The following is a 16,105-nucleotide window of genomic DNA, read 5'->3' on the forward strand; positions in this document are numbered from 1 at the left end:
GGCGGAGGCTTACCGTGCGCTGACAGTGGACTGACCGGGGATGCCGCCTGCCGCCTGCCGCCTGTCGCCCGCCGCCGGTCGGCGGCGATGGTGTTACTCGATGCCGATCAGCAGGGGGGCCGACTGGCGGCCGCCGCCGTAGACCACCGTGTCGACCGCCAGATGCTTGTTGCGGACGTGGGACTCCAGGGCGTCGGCAAGGCCCTCGGGGGAGTCCTCGCCGAGGACCAGGGTGACCAGTTCGCCGCCCGCCGAGAGCATCCGGTCGAGGACCGTGCGGGCGGTGGCGGCCACATCCGTGCCGATGACGGCGACATCGCCGTCGATCAGGCCGAGTACGTCACCGGCCTGACAGATGCCCGCCATGGTCCACGACTGCCGTTCCGCGACGGCCAGTTCGGCGTAGCGGGTGGCACCGGCCGCCGAGGTCATGGCGACCACGTCCTCGTCGAAGCGCCGGTCGGGCTCGTGCACGGCGAGGGCGGCGATGCCCTGGACGGCGGCCCGGGTGGGGATCAGGGCGACCCGGACGCCCTCCGTGCGGACCTGCTGGGCGGCGGCCGCGGCCGTGTGCCGCAGGTCGGCGTCGTTGGGGAGCAGGACCACCTCGCGGGCGTGCGCCCGGCGGATCGCGTCGACCAGCTCGCCGCTCGCGGGCGGCTCCCCGGGCCGGGCCAGCACGGTCGTCGCCCCCGCCTCCGTACACAGGTTCATCAGGCCCTCGCCCGGGACCACCGCGACCACGGCCCGCTGCGCACGCTCACGCGGCGGGGCGACGCGGTCGGCGCCGAAGTGGGTGATGCGGATGCGGTACGGGCGGCCGGCCTCGACCCCCGCCTCCACGGCTGCGCCCGCGTCGTCGACATGGACGTGGACGTTCCACAGTCCGTCGCCGCCCACCACCACGAGGGAGTCACCGAGCCCGTCGAGCCGCGTCCGCAGCCGGTCCACCGCCGCGTCGTCCGCCTCCAGGAGGTAGATCACCTCGAAGGCCGGGCCGCCCTCGTCCGCGTGGTCGGCCGAGCAGTCGTCCACGAGGATGCCGTGCGGCGCGTGGGAACGTACCGCCACCGCCTCCCCCGTCAGGGCCTCCACCAGCGCACCGAGCACCGTCACCAGGCCACGCCCGCCCGCGTCGACCACCCCGGCCCTGCCCAGCGCGTCAAGCTGCCCGGTGGTCTCGGTGAGGGCCTTGCGGGCGCCGTCGTACGCGGCCTGCGCGACGGCAGCGGCCGTCGTACCGGCAGTCGCGGCATCGGCAGCCGTCGTCGTACCGGCAGCCGCAGTAGCGGAGGCGGCGTCGGCGGCCGCCGTCGCCACCGTCAGGACCGTGCCCTCCACGGGGTGCGCGACCGCGCGGTAGGCGGAGGTCGCGGCCGTGCGCAGGGCCCGCCGCAGATCCTCGCCGTCCGCGCTCTCGCGCTGGGACAGCTCTTCGGACATACCGCGCAGGAGCTGGGAGAGGATCGTGCCGGAGTTGCCCCTGGCCCCTATCAGCGCCCCGTGGGCCATCGCCCGTACCGCGTCCGAGAGCAGCGGAGCGGAGGCTGTGGGCCCGGTCACCGTCTCGTGGGCCGCGAAGACGGCTTCCAGGGCCTGGGCCGCGGACTCCACGGTCAGGAAGAGATTGGTGCCGGTGTCCCCGTCCGCGACCGGATACACATTGATCGCGTCGATCTCCTCGCGTTCCGCGCCCAGTGCCTCCAGGGCCAGCGAGCACCAGGTGCGGACCGCGACGGCATCGAGATCGCCGGGGGACTGCGGCACCGGGGCCTCCTCCTTGAGCAGCGGGAACGCTTCGCAGACTAGCTCTTGGGGGGAAGCCACCGGGAGAAGGGGCCGGGGCGAGGGTCCCCCGACCCGTGGTAGTTTCGTTGTACGAGAGCAGTCGTTGTATGCTGCTCCGGTTGCCCGATGAAAATCGGGACATTCCCCCGGCTACGCCACAAGATCTTCGGATCCTCGGCACGCCGGAATTCACTGTAAGTGCATCTGAAGTCTTTGGAGTGACCGTGGCTGCCAACTGCGACGTCTGCGGCAAGGGGCCGGGCTTCGGCAACAACATTTCGCACTCGCACCGCCGTACCCCGCGTCGTTGGAACCCCAACATCCAGCGCGTGCGTGCAGTGGTCGGGCGGACGCCGAAGCGGCTGAATGTCTGCACCTCGTGCATCAAGGCCGGCAAGGTCTCGCGCTGACGTCTAGATAGCGCGGCCACCTAGCTGGTTGCTTGAAGAACCGGTCCACCCTCGGGTGGGCCGGTTTTTTCTTGTCCTTCTGCGAAGGTTGGCCAAGGTGTCGTCGCGGGCGGGCAACGGGCCGCAGAATCGGCGGGTGCGCTTCGGACTGCTGGGCCCCATGGAGATACGTACCGACGACGGCACGGCACTCGACCCCGGCGGGGAACGCCCGCGCGCGCTGCTCGCGCTGCTGGCCCTGAGCGCCGGCCGGCCGGTTTCCGCCGGGCGGCTGAAGGAGGAGCTGTACGGCGACGGGATGCCGGCCGGGGCGGCGAACGCCCTCCAGTCCCAGGTGTCCCGGCTGCGCAGGCGGCTGGGCCCCGGCGGGGTGCGGATCGACGCGCTGCCCGCCGGATACCGGCTGGACGTCGAGCCGGGTTCGGTGGACGCGCACCGGTTCGCGGAGCTGGCCGGGGAGGGGCGGCGGGCGCTGCGGGCGGGCCACTGGGCGCGGGCCCGGGAGCTGCTGCGGGAGGGGCTCGGGCTGTGGCGGGGGGAGGCGCTCGCCGATCTGGGCCGGCTGCCGTTCGCACGGGTCGAGGCGGAGCGGCTGGCGGGGGTGCGGCTGGACGCGCGGGAGGATCTGGCGCAGGCACGGCTGGGGCTCGGGGAGGGAGCGGCCCTGGTCGGGGAGCTGCGCGAACTGCTCCGCGCGCATCCGGTCAGGGAGCGGCTGTACGGGCTGCTGATGCGGGCTCTGCGGGCGGCCGGGCGGCCCGCGGAGGCGCTGGCGGTGTACGGGGACGCCCGCCGGGTGCTCGCGGCGGAACTGGGCGCCGACCCTTCGCCGGAGCTGGCCGCCCTTCATCTCGAACTGCTGAGTCCGGAACGCGCGGTGGCTCCGCGTCCGGTTCCCGCCGCCCTCACCGGTCTGATCGGGCGGACGCGGGAGCTCGCGGACCTTGGGGAACTGCTCGGCGGCGCCCGGCTGGTGACCCTCACCGGACCGGGCGGCGCGGGCAAGACCCGGCTCGGGGAGGCGGCGGCGTCCCGGTGGGCGGGCGAGGTCTGCTACGTCGAGCTGGCGCCTGTGACGGACGCGGCGGACCTGTCCTACGCGGTACTGGCGGCGCTCGGGGTACGGGAGAGCGGGTTCCAGGAACGGACGGGGGCCACCGAGCGGCTGCTGTCCGCGCTGGCCGCGTACCGGGGGCGCCGGCTGCTGCTCCTGCTGGACAACTGCGAACACCTGGTGGACGCCGCCGCCCGGCTGGCCGGACAGCTCCTCGCCGGGTGCGCGGACCTGCGGATCCTGGCGACCAGCAGGGAGGGGCTCGGCATCACCGGGGAACGGCTGGTCGCGGTGGAGCCGCTCGATGCCGCGGCGGCGGTCCGCCTCTTCCTGGACCGGGCGGCGGCGGTACGACCCGGCCTCGTGCTGGATCCGGCGCGCGTGGAGCACATCTGTGCCGCCCTGGACGGGCTGCCGCTCGCCCTCGAACTGGCGGCGGCCCGGCTGCGTACCCTCACCGCCGAGGAGATCGCGGACCGGCTGGACGACCGGCTGCTGCCCACGGGCTCCGACGACCGTTTCCGGCTGCTGTCGCGCGGCGACCGTACGAAGGCGGCCAGACACCGCACCCTGCGCGCGGTGGTGGAGTGGAGCTGGGAACTGCTGGACGAGGCGGAACGGGAACTGGCGCGGAGGCTGACCGTGTTCGCCGGGGGTGCGACGCCGGAGGCGGTGGAGCGGGTGTGCGGGGTCCTGGACGCGCAGGACGTGCTCGCCTCGCTGGTGGAGAAGTCCCTCGTACGGGTGGTGGACGGGCGGTACCGGATGCTGGAGACGATCCGGGCCTTCTGCGCGGAGCAACTGGGCAACGAGGAGGCGGAGTTCAGGGCGGCGTTCGCGGCGTACTTCCTGGAGCTGGCCGAGAGCGCCGAGCCGCTGCTGCGGGGCCCCGGCCAGCTCCGGTGGCTGGACCGGCTCGACACCGAGCACGCCAATCTGCTGGCGGCGGTACGGGGCGGTGGGGCGTCCGTCTCGCTGCGGCTGCTGGCCTGTCTGACCTGGTACGGGCTGGTGCGGGGGAGGGCCGGGGAACTGGCGGTGGTGGCAAGGCAGTTGCTGGCCGTGCTGGGGGAGGAACCGCCGGCGGGGCTCGTCGAGGAGTACACGCTGTGTCTGCTGGCGGCGGCCGGGAACCGGGACGGGGACGGTGCCTGGGAGCACCTGGCCGCCCGCGCCGACGCCCTCATGCACGACCTGGCAGCGCGGCTGCGCAAGCCGCACGCCCTGGTGCTCTGGTCGCTGGTGTGCGGGCCCCGCACGGACCCCGGGACCACCGCGCTGACCGAGGCCGCATACCTGGGCAGGGACCCGTGGGCGGTCGCACTGCTGCGGATGGGCCGGGGCTTCCAGGAGCTCTTCGCGGGGCGGCCCGGCCCCGCGGAGGAGGCGTTCGAGGCGGCGCTCACCTCCTTCCGGGAGGCCGGGGACCGGTGGGGCACCGCCACCGCCCTCGACTCCCTGGCCACCTTCGCGCACTGGCGCGGGGACAGTGCGCGGGCGCTCGCCCTGCTCGACGAGGCACTCGCCGCGGTGCGGGAACTCGGGGCGCCGGAGGAGACCGCGGACATGCTGCTGCGGCGGGGCACGGTCCTGCTGCACTCGGGCCAACAGGCCGAGGCGGTCGCCCTGTTCACCAGGTCGGCGGAGCTGGCCAGGGACATCGGCGTACCGGACAGGACCACGGGTCCGCTGCGTGCCCTCGGTGACGCGGCCCGTCTCGCCGGGGACACCTCGCGCGCCCGCGCGCACTACGAGGCGGCCCTCGAAGGGTGCACCGCGACCTGGTTCAGCAACGGCGAGGCACTGCGGGTCCTCCTCGGACTCGGGCGCACGGCGGGGGGCGAGGGAGACCCGGTGGCGGCGGCGGAGTGGTTCGACCGGGCGGCGGCGCTGGCCGAGGACCAGCCCGGCCGTCCGGTGCGCGCGGAGATCGCGGAGGCCCGCGCACAGGTGGCGGCGCCGGAGCGGGCGGCGGAACTGCTGGGGGAGGCGGAGCGGCTGCGGGGGACGGCGGTGCGCGGTGACCTGGATGTCGTACGGGCGCGGCGGGCGGCCCGGGCGGGCCTCTCCGAGGAGGCGTACGAGGCGGCGTACGCACGCGGAGCGCAGCCGCGCTGACCCTGGGAGGCACTCCCGAAAAGGCCGGGAACGCGACGTAACGGCCGGACTGTCAGACCCATGGTGTCCAATGGATCTCGTGCCCTCGCTCGACGAACCACTCAAGAAGACACTCGGCGGCACCACCGCGAAGGTGATGGCCGAGCACCTCGACCTGCACACGGTCGGAGACCTGCTGCACCACTACCCCCGCCGCTACGCCGAGCGCGGTGAGCTCACCCAGCTCGCCGACCTCCCGCTCGACGAGCACGCCACCGTGGTCGCCCAGGTCGCCGACGCCCGCGTCCTGCGGTTCAACAACGGCAAGGGCCAACGCCTCGAAGTCACTCTCACCGACGGCAGCGGACGCCTTCAGCTGGTCTTCTTCGGCAAGTCCCTCTACCACCACCAGAAGGAACTGCTGCCCGGCCGCAAGGGCATGTTCTCCGGCAAGGTCGGCGTCTTCCGCAACATCCGCCAGCTCTCCCACCCGGCCTACGAAATGCTCGGCAAGGACGCGGGCGAGGACGCCGTCGCGGCCTGGGCCAACCAGCTCATCCCGCTCTACCCGGCCTGCGCCCAGATGGAGAGCTGGAAGATCGCCAAGACGGTCGACCTGGTGCTGGCCTCGATGGACGCCACCCAGTGGTCGGAGATCGTCGACCCGCTCCCCGACGCCCTGCGCGAGGGCCGCGGCCTGGTTCCGCTCCCCGAAGCCTTCCGGAAGATCCACCGCCCGCGCACCAAGGCGGAGATCGCCGACGCCCGCGACCGCCTCAAGTGGGACGAGGCCTTCGTCCTCCAAGTCGCCCTGGCCCGCCGTCGCTTCGCCGAGACACAGCTCCCGGCGGTCGCCCGCAGACCGTCCCCCGACGGCCTCCTCGACGCCTTCGACGCCACACTCCCCTTCACCCTCACCGACGGCCAGCAGAAGGTCTCCAAGGAGATCTTCGACGACCTCGCCACGGAGCACCCGATGCACCGGCTGCTCCAGGGCGAGGTCGGCAGCGGGAAGACCATGGTGGCCCTGCGTGCCATGCTCGCCGTCGTCGACGCGGGCGGGCAGGGGGCCATGCTGGCGCCCACCGAGGTGCTCGCCCAGCAGCACCACCGGTCGATCACCGAGATGATGGGCGAGCTGGCCGAGGGGGGCATGCTCGGCGGGTCCTCGCTCGGGACCAAGGTGGTGCTGCTCACCGGGTCGATGGGGATGCCCGCACGGCGGCAGGCGCTGCTCGACCTGGTCACCGGCGAGGCCGGACTCGTCATCGGCACGCACGCGCTGATCGAGGACAAGGTGCAGTTCCACGATCTGGGGCTGGTCGTGGTCGACGAGCAGCACCGGTTCGGCGTGGAGCAGCGCGATGCCCTGCGCTCCAAGGGCAAGCAGCCCCCGCACCTCCTCGTCATGACGGCGACGCCCATTCCCCGTACCGTCGCCATGACCGTCTTCGGTGACCTGGAGACCTCCGTACTGGACCAACTCCCGGCCGGACGCTCGCCGATCGCCACCCATGTCGTCCCCGCCAAGGACAAGCCCCACTTCCTGGCCCGCGCCTGGGAACGCGTACGGGAGGAAGTCGAGAACGGGCATCAGGCGTACGTCGTCTGCCCCCGCATCGGCGACGGCGAGGACGAACCGAAGAAGAAGTCCAAGAAGGCCGCCGAGGAGGCGGAGGATCCGGAGAAGCGGCCGCCGCTCGCCGTCCTGGAGATCGCCGACCAGCTCCGCACCGGACCACTGTCCGGGCTGCGCGTCGAGGTGCTGCACGGGCGGATGCAGCCCGATGACAAGGACGACGTGATGCGCCGCTTCTCCGCCGGGGAGGTGGACGTCCTGGTCGCCACCACCGTGATCGAGGTCGGCGTCAACGTCCCCAACGCCACCGCCATGGTGATCATGGACGCCGACCGCTTCGGCGTCTCCCAGCTCCACCAGCTGCGCGGCCGGGTCGGCCGCGGCTCAGCCCCCGGCCTGTGCCTGCTGGTCAGCGAGATGCACGAGGCGAGCCCCGCGCGGGCCCGGCTCGCCGCGGTCGCGGCGACGCTGGACGGCTTCGAGCTCTCCCGTATCGACCTCGAACAGCGCCGTGAGGGCGATGTCCTCGGCCAGGCCCAGTCCGGCGTCCGCTCCTCGCTCCGCGTCCTCGCCGTCATCGAGGACGAGGAGGTCATCGCGGCCGCCAGGGAGGAGGCGGTGAAGATCGTCGCCGCCGACCCCGAACTGGAGCGGCTCCCGGAGCTGCGGACGGCGCTGGACGCGCTGCTGGACAAGGACCGGGAGGAGTACCTGGACAAGGGCTGATTGCGTCTCGCTTGCCCCAACTGCCCTGTATCGGAAAGGAGTTGACGTGGCTTCTGGGGGTGTTCAGGATCGCCGCGACATCTCCGGATTCTTTGAGGGGCACGATGGACAACGACATCAATCGACGCAGCGGCAGACGCACCTTCGGTCGTGTCGCAGCCGCCCTCGGCGCGGCTCTGGCGCTCATCGTCGGCCCGGTGGTCACGGCCGGTACGGCACAGGCCCAGCCGGTCGCATCCGGCACGTTCAGCCTGGCGGGGGAGGAGGGCGAATACATCACCCAGGGCAAGTCGTACGCCTACTCGACCGGCGGCAAGGACGACTTCAGGGTGTCCAGCGACGAGGGGCGGCGTTCCGTCAACCTCTGGGTGCGACTGGCCGACGGCAGTGACTGGAGCGTCCTGCTGGAAGGGGCCGAGGAGCTGAAGGCGGGCAAGTACGTCGCCGGCCTGGAGGGCAAGCCGCACCTGGATCTGTACGGGACGGGGCGTGCGTGCGACACCGCAGGCTCCTTCGAGATTGCCGAGATCTCCTTCGGTCCCCACGGCTACGTGGAGAAGCTCGACGCCACCTTCGAGCAGCGCTGCAACGGCAACGGTCCCGCCGCCCGGGGTGAGATCCACCTGACCAATCCGCCGCCGCCCGCAGAACTCGCCGTCGGCCTCGCCGTGTCCCGGCAGGGCACCGCGAGCCCTCTCTCCGGCCGCGCCACCGTGCACGGCGAGGTCACCTGCAACGCCCCGGTCGAGGTGGGCGTCGGAGGCGATCTGACACAGGTCAAGGACAAGATCATCATCAGGGGCTCGTACGCGGCGACCGTGCGCTGCGTCCCCGGATCCCCGGTTCCCTGGACGGCCACCGCGACGCCGACCGGGACCACGCCGTTCCAGAGGGGCCGAGTCGAAGCCGTCACCCGGGCCTGGGCCGACGACCCGGTCTACGGCGTGACGGTATCGGTGGAAGGCACCGACGTGGTCCGCCTCGTCAAGGGCTGACCCCCACCCGCCTCACCGGCCCCGGCCGCGCCCGCCCGCGCGGCCGGGGCCGACGCCTGCCGGTGGGGCGGTGAGCTGAGAGACTGGTCCCACCAGCCACTCAGTGCACCGACCAAGGACCTCACCAGATGACCCGCGTGATCGCAGGCACCGCCGGCGGACGACGCCTGGCCGTGCCGCCGGGCAACGGCACCCGCCCCACCTCCGACCGGGCGCGGGAGGGACTGTTCTCCACCTGGGAGGCGCTGCTCGGCACCCTGGAGGGGGTCAGGATCGCCGACCTGTACGCGGGTTCCGGGGCCGTCGGCCTCGAAGCGCTGTCGCGGGGCGGGGCGCACGCGCTGCTCGTCGAGGCGGACGCGAAGGCGGTGCGGACCATCCGGGACAACGTACGCACCCTGGGCCTGCCCGGTGCCGACGTACGGGCAGGCAAAGCGGAGCAGGTCGTGACAACTCCGGCGCCCGCGGAACCGTACGACATCGTCTTCCTGGACCCCCCGTACGCCGTCACCGACGACGATCTTCGGGAGATTCTCCTCACACTCCACGCCCAGGGCTGGCTCGCACAGGACGCACTGGCCACCGTGGAACGCAGCACCAGGGGCGGAGAATTCAACTGGCCCAAGGGATTCGAGCCGCTGCGGGCCCGTCGCTACGGCGAGGGAACGCTTTGGTACGGTCGCGCCGCCTCGTCGTGCGAAGACGCACGATGACCGGACCGGAGAGCGAGGGAGCGCAGATGCGCCGAGCAGTCTGTCCCGGGTCGTTCGACCCCATCACCAACGGGCATCTCGACATCATCGGCCGGGCGTCCAGGCTGTACGACGTGGTGCACGTCGCGGTGATGATCAACCAGTCGAAGCAGGGGCTGTTCACGGTCGAGGAGCGGATGGAACTGATCCGCACCGCCACCGCCGACTACGGGAACATCGTGGTGGAGTCCCACCACGGCCTGCTCGTGGACTTCTGCAAGGACCGCGACATCCCCGCGATCGTCAAGGGCCTGCGCGCGGTCAGCGACTTCGACTACGAGTTGCAGATGGCCCAGATGAACAACGGTCTCTCGGGCATCGAGACCCTTTTCATACCGACCAACCCCACCTACAGCTTCCTCTCCTCCAGCCTGGTCAAGGAGGTCGCGGCCTGGGGCGGCGACGTCGCGCACCTGCTGCCGGGGCATGTGCACGAGGCACTGACCGCCCGCCTCGCGGAGAAGAAGTCCGGGACCCAGGCCAACTGACGTTCCCTCACCCGGTGTCGGGCGGGAGCCGACTGCCCGTACAGTCGTCCCGTCCGTCTCCAACCCGGCCGAGAGAGTGGCGAGCACACGGTGGACGTGCAGAAGAAGCTCGATGAGATCGTCGAGGCGATCGGCAGCGCCCGGTCCATGCCCATGTCGGCCTCGTGCGTGGTCAACCGCGCCGACCTGCTGGACATGCTGGAAGAGGTGCGCCAGGCCCTGCCCGGTTCCCTCGCCCAGGCGCAGGAGCTGATCGGCGGCCGCGAGCAGATGGTCGAGCAGGCCCGTCAGGAGGCGACGCGGATCATCGAGTCCGCCCAGGCCCACCGCGGCGACCTGATCTCCGACACCGAGGTCGCCCGCCGCTCCCAGGCGGAGGCCGACCGCATCCTCGGCGAGGCCCGCGCGGAGGCCGACGAGGTCCGGGCCGAGGCCGACGAGTACGTCGACTCCAAGCTCGCCAACTTCGAGGTCGTCCTCACCAAGACCATCGGCTCGGTGGGCCGCGGACGCGAGAAGCTGCTCGGCCGGGGCCCCGGTCTCGACGAGCAGGGTTACGCGGACGAGGACGCTCCGGAGTACAGCGCGGACCCCTCCACCCTGCTGCACCGCGCCGACGAGTACGTCGACACCAAGCTGGGCGCCTTCGAGGCGGTCCTCGCCAAGACCCTGGAAGCGGTCGGCAAGGGGAGGCTGAAGCTGCACGGCCGGATCGCCTCCGACGACCTCGGCGCACACATGGCCGAGCAGGACGGCCTGGACCATTCCCAGCTGCGCGGCAGCGACGCCGACTTCCTCTCCGGGCTCGCGGAACCGCAGCCCGCGCCCCCCGAGGCGGCCCCCGACCGGCCCTCCATCCCGGCCCAGCAGCCGTACGACCCGTACAGCGGGACGTACAACCAGCCTCAGCAGCCCCAAGCGCCCCAGGGTCAGCCGCAGGACGCCGCCTACGCGGCCACGTACCAGCAGGACCCGTACGGCTACCAGCAGCAGGACCCCTACGCGGTCTCCTACCCGCAGCAGGGCCAGCACGGTCATGGTCAGCAACATGACCAGCAGTACGACCAGCAGTACGACCAGTACGGCCAACCCGTGCAGCAGCACCAGCAGCCGCAGGCCCACCAGCCGCAGCAGGCGCAGGGTGCCCTCGACGAGACCAGCATGTTCGACACGAGCATGATCAATCTCGACCAGCTGCGGGAGTACGAACAGGGTCGTTAGCCCGGATTGGGCTGTGAGCGAAGCGTCAAGTATCCTGGCTGTTCGTCGCGGACCACGTCTGCGATTTCGGCTGCCCGATCGCCCTGGGAACCCGGGGAACCCCTTCGGGACCTCTTCGTGCGACGCCACGGCAGCCCTTCTCCACAGCAATCCGAAAGCAGGAAATCCCCTGAGTACGCACCTCGACCACCGCAACCCCCTCGTGTTCGACACACACGAGCTGGGCCGGCGTCCCGGTGCGCTCCAGCGGCTGACCCGCTCTGCGGATGCCCCCAAGGACTTCGGTGTCGAAGGGGTCATCGGAGTACCGGAAGGTGCACCGCTGGAGATCAGGCTCCGCCTCGAATCCGTCATGGAAGGGGTGCTTGTCACAGGCACCGTCCGTGCAACGGGCGTGGGGGAGTGCGTAAGGTGTCTGGAGCCGGTGCGACTTGACGTCAAGGCGGACTTCCAGGAGATGTTCTCGTACCCTGACGCCGACGACCGGGGCCGTGCAAAAGCGGAACCGGGCGACGACGCCGAGGACGACGAGGACACGCTTTTTCTTGAGGACGGCTTGTTCGACCTCGAACCGGTGCTGCGTGACGCGGTAGTGCTCGCACTGCCGATGCAGCCGGTGTGCCGGGAAGACTGTGCAGGACTGTGCTCGCAGTGCGGGATCAGCCTGAACGAGGACCCGGACCACCACCATGACGCCGTCGACATTCGTTGGGCGGCACTGCAGGGACTCGTCGAGACCGGCCAGGTCGACGAGAAGGACAACGTGAACGACGCTGAATCTGGCGTCGACGAGAAGCAGGAGAAGTAGCCGTGGCTGTTCCGAAGCGGAAGATGTCGCGCAGCAACACGCGCCACCGCCGGTCGCAGTGGAAGGCTGCGGTCCCCACCCTGGTGTCGTGCGAGCGCTGCCAGGAGCCGAAGCTCCAGCACATTGCGTGCCCGAGCTGCGGCACGTACAACAAGCGCCAGGTCCTCGAGGTCTGAGCGGCTGGTGAGAGGCACCATGTCTGAGTCACACAAGACGGACAATGCCTCGTCCCACACGCTTCTGGAAGGGCGGCTCGGGTATCACCTCGAGTCCGCCCTTCTGGTGCGTGCACTGACCCATCGTTCGTTCGCGTACGAGAACGGCGGTCTGCCCACCAACGAGCGTCTCGAATTCCTCGGGGATTCGGTGCTCGGCCTGGTGGTCACGGACACGCTGTACCGGACCCACCCCGACCTCCCGGAAGGCCAGTTGGCCAAGCTCCGGGCCGCGGTGGTCAACTCTCGTGCACTGGCGGAGGTGGGCCGCGGCCTCGAACTCGGCTCCTTCATCCGGCTCGGCCGGGGCGAAGAGGGCACGGGAGGCCGGGACAAGGCATCCATCCTCGCCGACACCCTTGAAGCGGTGATCGGTGCGGTCTATCTCGACCAAGGTCTTGAGGCCGCGTCCGAGCTGGTGCACAGGCTCTTCGATCCACTGATCGAGAAGTCGTCCAGCCTCGGCGCCGGTCTGGACTGGAAGACCAGTCTCCAGGAGCTCACCGCGGCCGAGGGGCTCGGTGTTCCCGAGTACCTGGTCACGGAGACGGGCCCGGACCACGAGAAGACCTTCACTGCTGCCGCCCGCGTCGGTGGTGTCTCGTACGGCACCGGCACCGGCCGCAGCAAGAAGGAAGCGGAACAGCAGGCGGCGGAGTCCGCGTGGCGCGCGATCAGCGCGGCCGCGGAGGAGCGGGAAGGGGCGGCGAAGGCCGGCGTGGAAGCTCCGCTCGCTCCGGATGCCGAACCCACGGACGCTCCGGCGTCCGAGACCGGCGACAGCACGTCGTCGCCGGTCGCCTGACCCGCTTGCACAAGGCGTAGCCGTCCGGCCCCGCCACCACCCGTGAGGGCGGTGGCGGGGCCGGACGTATATCCGAACGCTCTGTATGCCCGAACACTCTGTATGCCCGAACGCTTTGGGGAGGACCGTTAAGTTGCCCGAGCTGCCTGAAGTGGAAGTGGTACGCCGCGGACTGGAGCGGTGGGTGACGGGGCGGACCGTCGCCGAGGTCGAGGTGCTGCACCCGCGTGCGGTGCGCCGGCACCTCGCGGGCGGCCCGGACTTCGCCGCCCGGCTGAAGGGGCATCGCGTCGGGGCGGCGATGCGGCGCGGCAAGTACCTGTGGCTGCCGCTGGAGGACGCCCCGCTGGCGGTGCTCGGCCACCTCGGCATGAGCGGACAACTCCTCGTCCAGCCCGAGAAAGCCTCCGACGAGAAGCACCTGCGCGTCCGGCTGCGCTTCGCCGACGTCCTGGGTACGGAGCTGCGCTTCGTCGACCAGCGCACCTTCGGCGGCCTCTCGCTGCACGAGACCACCGCCGACGGGCTGCCGGACGTCATCGGGCACATCGCCCGCGACCCCCTCGACGCAGCCTTCGACGACACGGCCTTCCACACGGCGCTGCGGCTCCGTCGCACGACCATCAAGCGGGCCCTGCTCGACCAGTCGCTGATCAGCGGCGTCGGCAACATCTACGCGGACGAGGCGCTGTGGCGTGCGCGGCTGCACTACGAGCGGCCCACGGCGACGATGACCAGGCCGCGCTCGGCGGAACTCCTGGGCCATGTCCGGGACGTGATGAACGCGGCGCTCGCGGTCGGCGGCACCAGTTTCGACAGCCTCTACGTCAATGTGAACGGCGAGTCCGGATACTTCGACCGGTCACTGGACGCGTACGGACGCGAGGGGGAGCCCTGCGGGCGGTGCGGGACAGCGATGCGGCGGCGGGCGTGGATGAACAGGTCGAGCTACTTCTGCCCGAAGTGCCAGAGGGCGCCCAGGGTGTAGGGGCACGGGGCGGAGCCACGGTGAGCACGGGGCGGTGCCACGGTGCGGAGAGTGCGGGCGGGGGAGTGCGGGAGGCACGCCCCCGCACCGCCCACCGCGTAGGTCAGAAGCCGAAGTCCTGGGTCCACCAGGGGCCGCCCTCGGCCATGTGCACACCCACGCCCAGGGTGGTGTAGTCGCAGTTCAGGATGTTGGCGCGGTGCCCTTCGCTCTTCATCCAGGCTTCCATGACGGCCGCCGCGTCGGCCTGGCCGCGGGCGATGTTCTCGCCGCCCAGGTCCTTGATGCCGACCTTGGCCGCGCGGTCCCACGGGGTGGCGCCGTCCGGGTCCGTGTGGTCGAAGAAGCCACGGGCGGCCATGTCGCTGCTGAAGTTGGCGGCGAGGGTGGCCAGGCCGGTGTCCGGGCGGACCGGGCTGCAGCCGGCCTTCGCGCGTTCCTGGTTGACCAGGGTGAGCACCTGGGCGGCCGCGTCGTTCGCCGAGGCGGGTGCCCGGCGTTCCGTCTGACGGGGGGCCGGGGCAGCCGCGGGCGCTTCCGTGGTGCGCTTCGGGGCGGGTGCCTTCGGGGCTGCCGAGGGCGCCTTCTTCGCGTGGTCGACCGTTGGCTTCTGCGAATCGTCCGCGGACTTCTTCGGCGTATCGGCCGGGGCCGACTTCTCGGCGGAACTCTGCGAGGGGGTCTTGGCGGGGCCCTGGGCGCGCTCGCCCCCGCGAGCGGAGGCGGAGGCGGAAGCACGGTCGGAGGGGGAGGCCGACGTACCGCCCTGTGCCTTCAGGTCCACCGCGCCGCCGGCGGTCACCCGGTCCCCGGTGCTGTTGCCGTTGGTGCCGAAGCCGAGGCTCTCACCGCCGGGGAGGATTCCGGAAGCAACGGCCACGGCGCCGAAGGCCACGGCCGCGGAGACTCCGAGCAGGCCCGTGCGCACGGGCGCGGACCGCTTCTTCCGGCGGCCACCGCCCTGGTTCCCGCCTGCCGGAGCGTCCGCGAAATCTTCCGCGGCGGACCCGGCGGCAGTGCGTCGATGGCGTCCCATCTGCTGTGCCTTCCTCAAACTCGACGGTCAATGTGTTCACCCATAAGGATGAGGCTCATTGGGTCGGGACTGTACGGCATGACGGGTGGGGGCGAAGTGTCTCGTGAGCAATTGGCCGGTTAGCGTGCAGTCATGAACGAAGATGTACGGCCGGACGCCCGGCTCACCGCTTGGGTACGCGGCCGGGTACAAGGAGTGGGCTTTCGCTGGTTCACCAGGGCAAACGCTTTGCAGATCGGCGACCTCACCGGCTTTGCCCTCAATCTCGACGACGGCCGGGTACAGATCGTCGCCGAGGGCCCGCGTGAGAATTGCCACCGCCTTCTTGAATGGCTGCACTCCGACGACACTCCCGGCCGGGTCGACGGCGTCACTGAGATATGGGGCACACCCCGCGGCGGCTACACCGGCTTCGCGATCCGCTGAGCCGGCCGGCCCGCTCACCGGCGGCGGGCCTGCCGGAGGTTGCCGCAGGCACCTGCGTACGGCAGAAATGCCCTGGTGGTTGCCAGAAACGGGTTGTCGTGGAAGGCTGCCGGTACGAGGATGATCTCCACGCCTCCACGCCTCCAGGGCCCCGCAGGTTGAGCGAAGCCGGTGTTTGCACGGCTGTACGCCCCCGGGATGCCCGTGGATACGGGCTGTGATCGTGTTGACCGTCAAACATTTTGGTGAGACTCTGGAATCCCCGCGCACCTTAGCTGTTTGGCAGCGAGAACCGCAGTGAATCAACAACACTGCCAAGCACCGCGGGTGCGATTCCCTCACGACCCACACCGCTCTCGGTCGGTCACTCAGTGTGGAGGACCACTCATCATGGCAAAGGCGCTTCTCGGTTACGTCGGCGGCTCCGACCCGCGACTCCTCGCCGAGATGCGACGGCTTCAGCAGCGCGTTCAGGATCTGGAATCCGAGCTCAACCGGGTCCAGAACGAGAACGACTCGCTCACCGCCGTCGCTCAGCACCGCGGAGACTCTTCGACCTTCGACGAGGACTTCGATATCGACGTCCCGCAGGCGGAGCCCGCACTCACCTGATCCCGCAACCGCTCTCCGTACTGCTTACCCGCGTACCGCGCAGGTCGTCATCTGCGCAGGCAGCGGCAGTGGACCGGTTTAGTATCCGGCAGGGAATCCACAGCG

General features: G+C 71.0%; 15 protein-coding genes. 13 read left to right on the forward strand and 2 right to left on the reverse strand.

From position 1 onward, the window contains the following. Nucleotides 1-93: 93 nt before the first annotated feature. On the reverse strand, nt 94-1,767 hold the full coding sequence (locus tag ACIA73_RS21565; protein ID WP_399440241.1) for a DAK2 domain-containing protein: 1,674 nt from the start codon (nt 1,765-1,767) through the stop codon (nt 94-96). Nucleotides 1,768-2,012: 245 nt separating this feature from the next. Here ACIA73_RS21565 and rpmB point away from each other — a divergent pair, with 245 nt between their 5' ends. The 11 genes from rpmB (at nt 2,013) to mutM (ending at nt 13,926) form a co-directional block, all read left to right on the forward strand. Next, nucleotides 2,013-2,198 carry a 50S ribosomal protein L28 gene (rpmB, locus tag ACIA73_RS21570; RefSeq protein ID WP_015036441.1) on the forward strand — a complete coding sequence of 62 codons (186 nt, stop codon included), beginning with the start codon at nt 2,013-2,015 and terminating at the stop codon, nt 2,196-2,198. A gap of 136 nt (nt 2,199-2,334) precedes the next feature. Continuing rightward, the gene (locus ACIA73_RS21575) at nt 2,335-5,370 is read left to right on the forward strand and encodes a BTAD domain-containing putative transcriptional regulator (protein ID WP_399440242.1); all 3,036 of its coding nucleotides are present in this window, start codon (nt 2,335-2,337) and stop codon (nt 5,368-5,370) included. A 70-nt stretch (nt 5,371-5,440) separates the two neighbouring features. Further along, the gene (recG, locus tag ACIA73_RS21580) at nt 5,441-7,654 is read left to right on the forward strand and encodes an ATP-dependent DNA helicase RecG (RefSeq protein WP_399440243.1); all 2,214 of its coding nucleotides are present in this window, start codon (nt 5,441-5,443) and stop codon (nt 7,652-7,654) included. Between the two features lie 104 nt (nt 7,655-7,758). Continuing rightward, a complete protein-coding gene (locus tag ACIA73_RS21585) occupies nt 7,759-8,649 on the forward strand; it encodes a hypothetical protein (protein WP_399440244.1) in 891 nt (296 codons plus the stop codon). A gap of 128 nt (nt 8,650-8,777) precedes the next feature. Beyond that, the gene (rsmD, locus tag ACIA73_RS21590; RefSeq protein ID WP_399440245.1) at nt 8,778-9,362 is read left to right on the forward strand and encodes a 16S rRNA (guanine(966)-N(2))-methyltransferase RsmD; all 585 of its coding nucleotides are present in this window, start codon (nt 8,778-8,780) and stop codon (nt 9,360-9,362) included. A 26-nt stretch (nt 9,363-9,388) separates the two neighbouring features. Beyond that, the gene (gene coaD / locus ACIA73_RS21595) at nt 9,389-9,889 is read left to right on the forward strand and encodes a pantetheine-phosphate adenylyltransferase (protein WP_399440246.1); all 501 of its coding nucleotides are present in this window, start codon (nt 9,389-9,391) and stop codon (nt 9,887-9,889) included. Between the two features lie 90 nt (nt 9,890-9,979). Then, nucleotides 9,980-11,110 (forward strand): cell division initiation protein, encoded by a 1,131-nt coding sequence (locus ACIA73_RS21600; protein ID WP_399440247.1) that lies wholly within the window; start codon nt 9,980-9,982, stop codon nt 11,108-11,110. Between the two features lie 169 nt (nt 11,111-11,279). Further along, nucleotides 11,280-11,918, forward strand: coding sequence for a YceD family protein (locus ACIA73_RS21605; protein ID WP_399440375.1), 639 nt, complete (start codon nt 11,280-11,282; stop codon nt 11,916-11,918). 2 nt (nt 11,919-11,920) lie between these two features. Beyond that, nucleotides 11,921-12,094 (forward strand): 50S ribosomal protein L32, encoded by a 174-nt coding sequence (gene rpmF / locus ACIA73_RS21610; protein WP_003965982.1) that lies wholly within the window; start codon nt 11,921-11,923, stop codon nt 12,092-12,094. 19 nt (nt 12,095-12,113) lie between these two features. Continuing rightward, nucleotides 12,114-12,938: a ribonuclease III gene (gene rnc / locus ACIA73_RS21615; RefSeq protein WP_399440248.1), complete on the forward strand. Its 825-nt coding sequence runs from the start codon at nt 12,114-12,116 to the stop codon at nt 12,936-12,938. A 133-nt stretch (nt 12,939-13,071) separates the two neighbouring features. Beyond that, on the forward strand, nt 13,072-13,926 hold the full coding sequence (gene mutM / locus ACIA73_RS21620) for a bifunctional DNA-formamidopyrimidine glycosylase/DNA-(apurinic or apyrimidinic site) lyase (protein WP_399440249.1): 855 nt from the start codon (nt 13,072-13,074) through the stop codon (nt 13,924-13,926). Nucleotides 13,927-14,029: 103 nt separating this feature from the next. On the opposite strand, the gene ACIA73_RS21625 is transcribed toward mutM, so the two are convergent. After that, the gene (locus ACIA73_RS21625; protein ID WP_399440250.1) at nt 14,030-14,962 is read right to left on the reverse strand and encodes a CAP domain-containing protein; all 933 of its coding nucleotides are present in this window, start codon (nt 14,960-14,962) and stop codon (nt 14,030-14,032) included. Nucleotides 14,963-15,094: 132 nt separating this feature from the next. Here ACIA73_RS21625 and ACIA73_RS21630 point away from each other — a divergent pair, with 132 nt between their 5' ends. Both ACIA73_RS21630 and ACIA73_RS21635 read left to right on the forward strand, forming a co-directional pair. Beyond that, nucleotides 15,095-15,388: an acylphosphatase gene (locus ACIA73_RS21630; RefSeq protein WP_399440251.1), complete on the forward strand. Its 294-nt coding sequence runs from the start codon at nt 15,095-15,097 to the stop codon at nt 15,386-15,388. Between the two features lie 390 nt (nt 15,389-15,778). Then, entirely contained in the window at nt 15,779-16,000 is a 222-nt protein-coding gene (locus ACIA73_RS21635) for a hypothetical protein (protein WP_399440253.1), read from the forward strand. Nucleotides 16,001-16,105 lie beyond the last annotated feature (105 nt).

The sequence above is a fragment of the Streptomyces sp. NPDC051561 genome (assembly GCF_044454195.1).
GTDB lineage: Bacteria > Actinomycetota > Actinomycetes > Streptomycetales > Streptomycetaceae > Streptomyces.

Bases quoted from the DNA above. Each gene is read 5' to 3' on its own strand.
- recG (WP_399440243.1), top strand. From the start codon at position 5,441: ATGGATCTCGTGCCCTCGCTCGACGAACCACTCAAGAAGACACTCGGC.
- ACIA73_RS21585 (WP_399440244.1), top strand. From the start codon at position 7,759: ATGGACAACGACATCAATCGACGCAGCGGCAGACGCACCTTCGGTCGT.
- rsmD (WP_399440245.1), top strand. From the start codon at position 8,778: ATGACCCGCGTGATCGCAGGCACCGCCGGCGGACGACGCCTGGCCGTG.
- coaD (WP_399440246.1), top strand. From the start codon at position 9,389: ATGCGCCGAGCAGTCTGTCCCGGGTCGTTCGACCCCATCACCAACGGG.
- rnc (WP_399440248.1), top strand. From the start codon at position 12,114: ATGTCTGAGTCACACAAGACGGACAATGCCTCGTCCCACACGCTTCTG.
- ACIA73_RS21625 (WP_399440250.1), bottom strand. From the start codon at position 14,962: ATGGGACGCCATCGACGCACTGCCGCCGGGTCCGCCGCGGAAGATTTC.
- ACIA73_RS21630 (WP_399440251.1), top strand. From the start codon at position 15,095: ATGAACGAAGATGTACGGCCGGACGCCCGGCTCACCGCTTGGGTACGC.
- ACIA73_RS21635 (WP_399440253.1), top strand. From the start codon at position 15,779: ATGGCAAAGGCGCTTCTCGGTTACGTCGGCGGCTCCGACCCGCGACTC.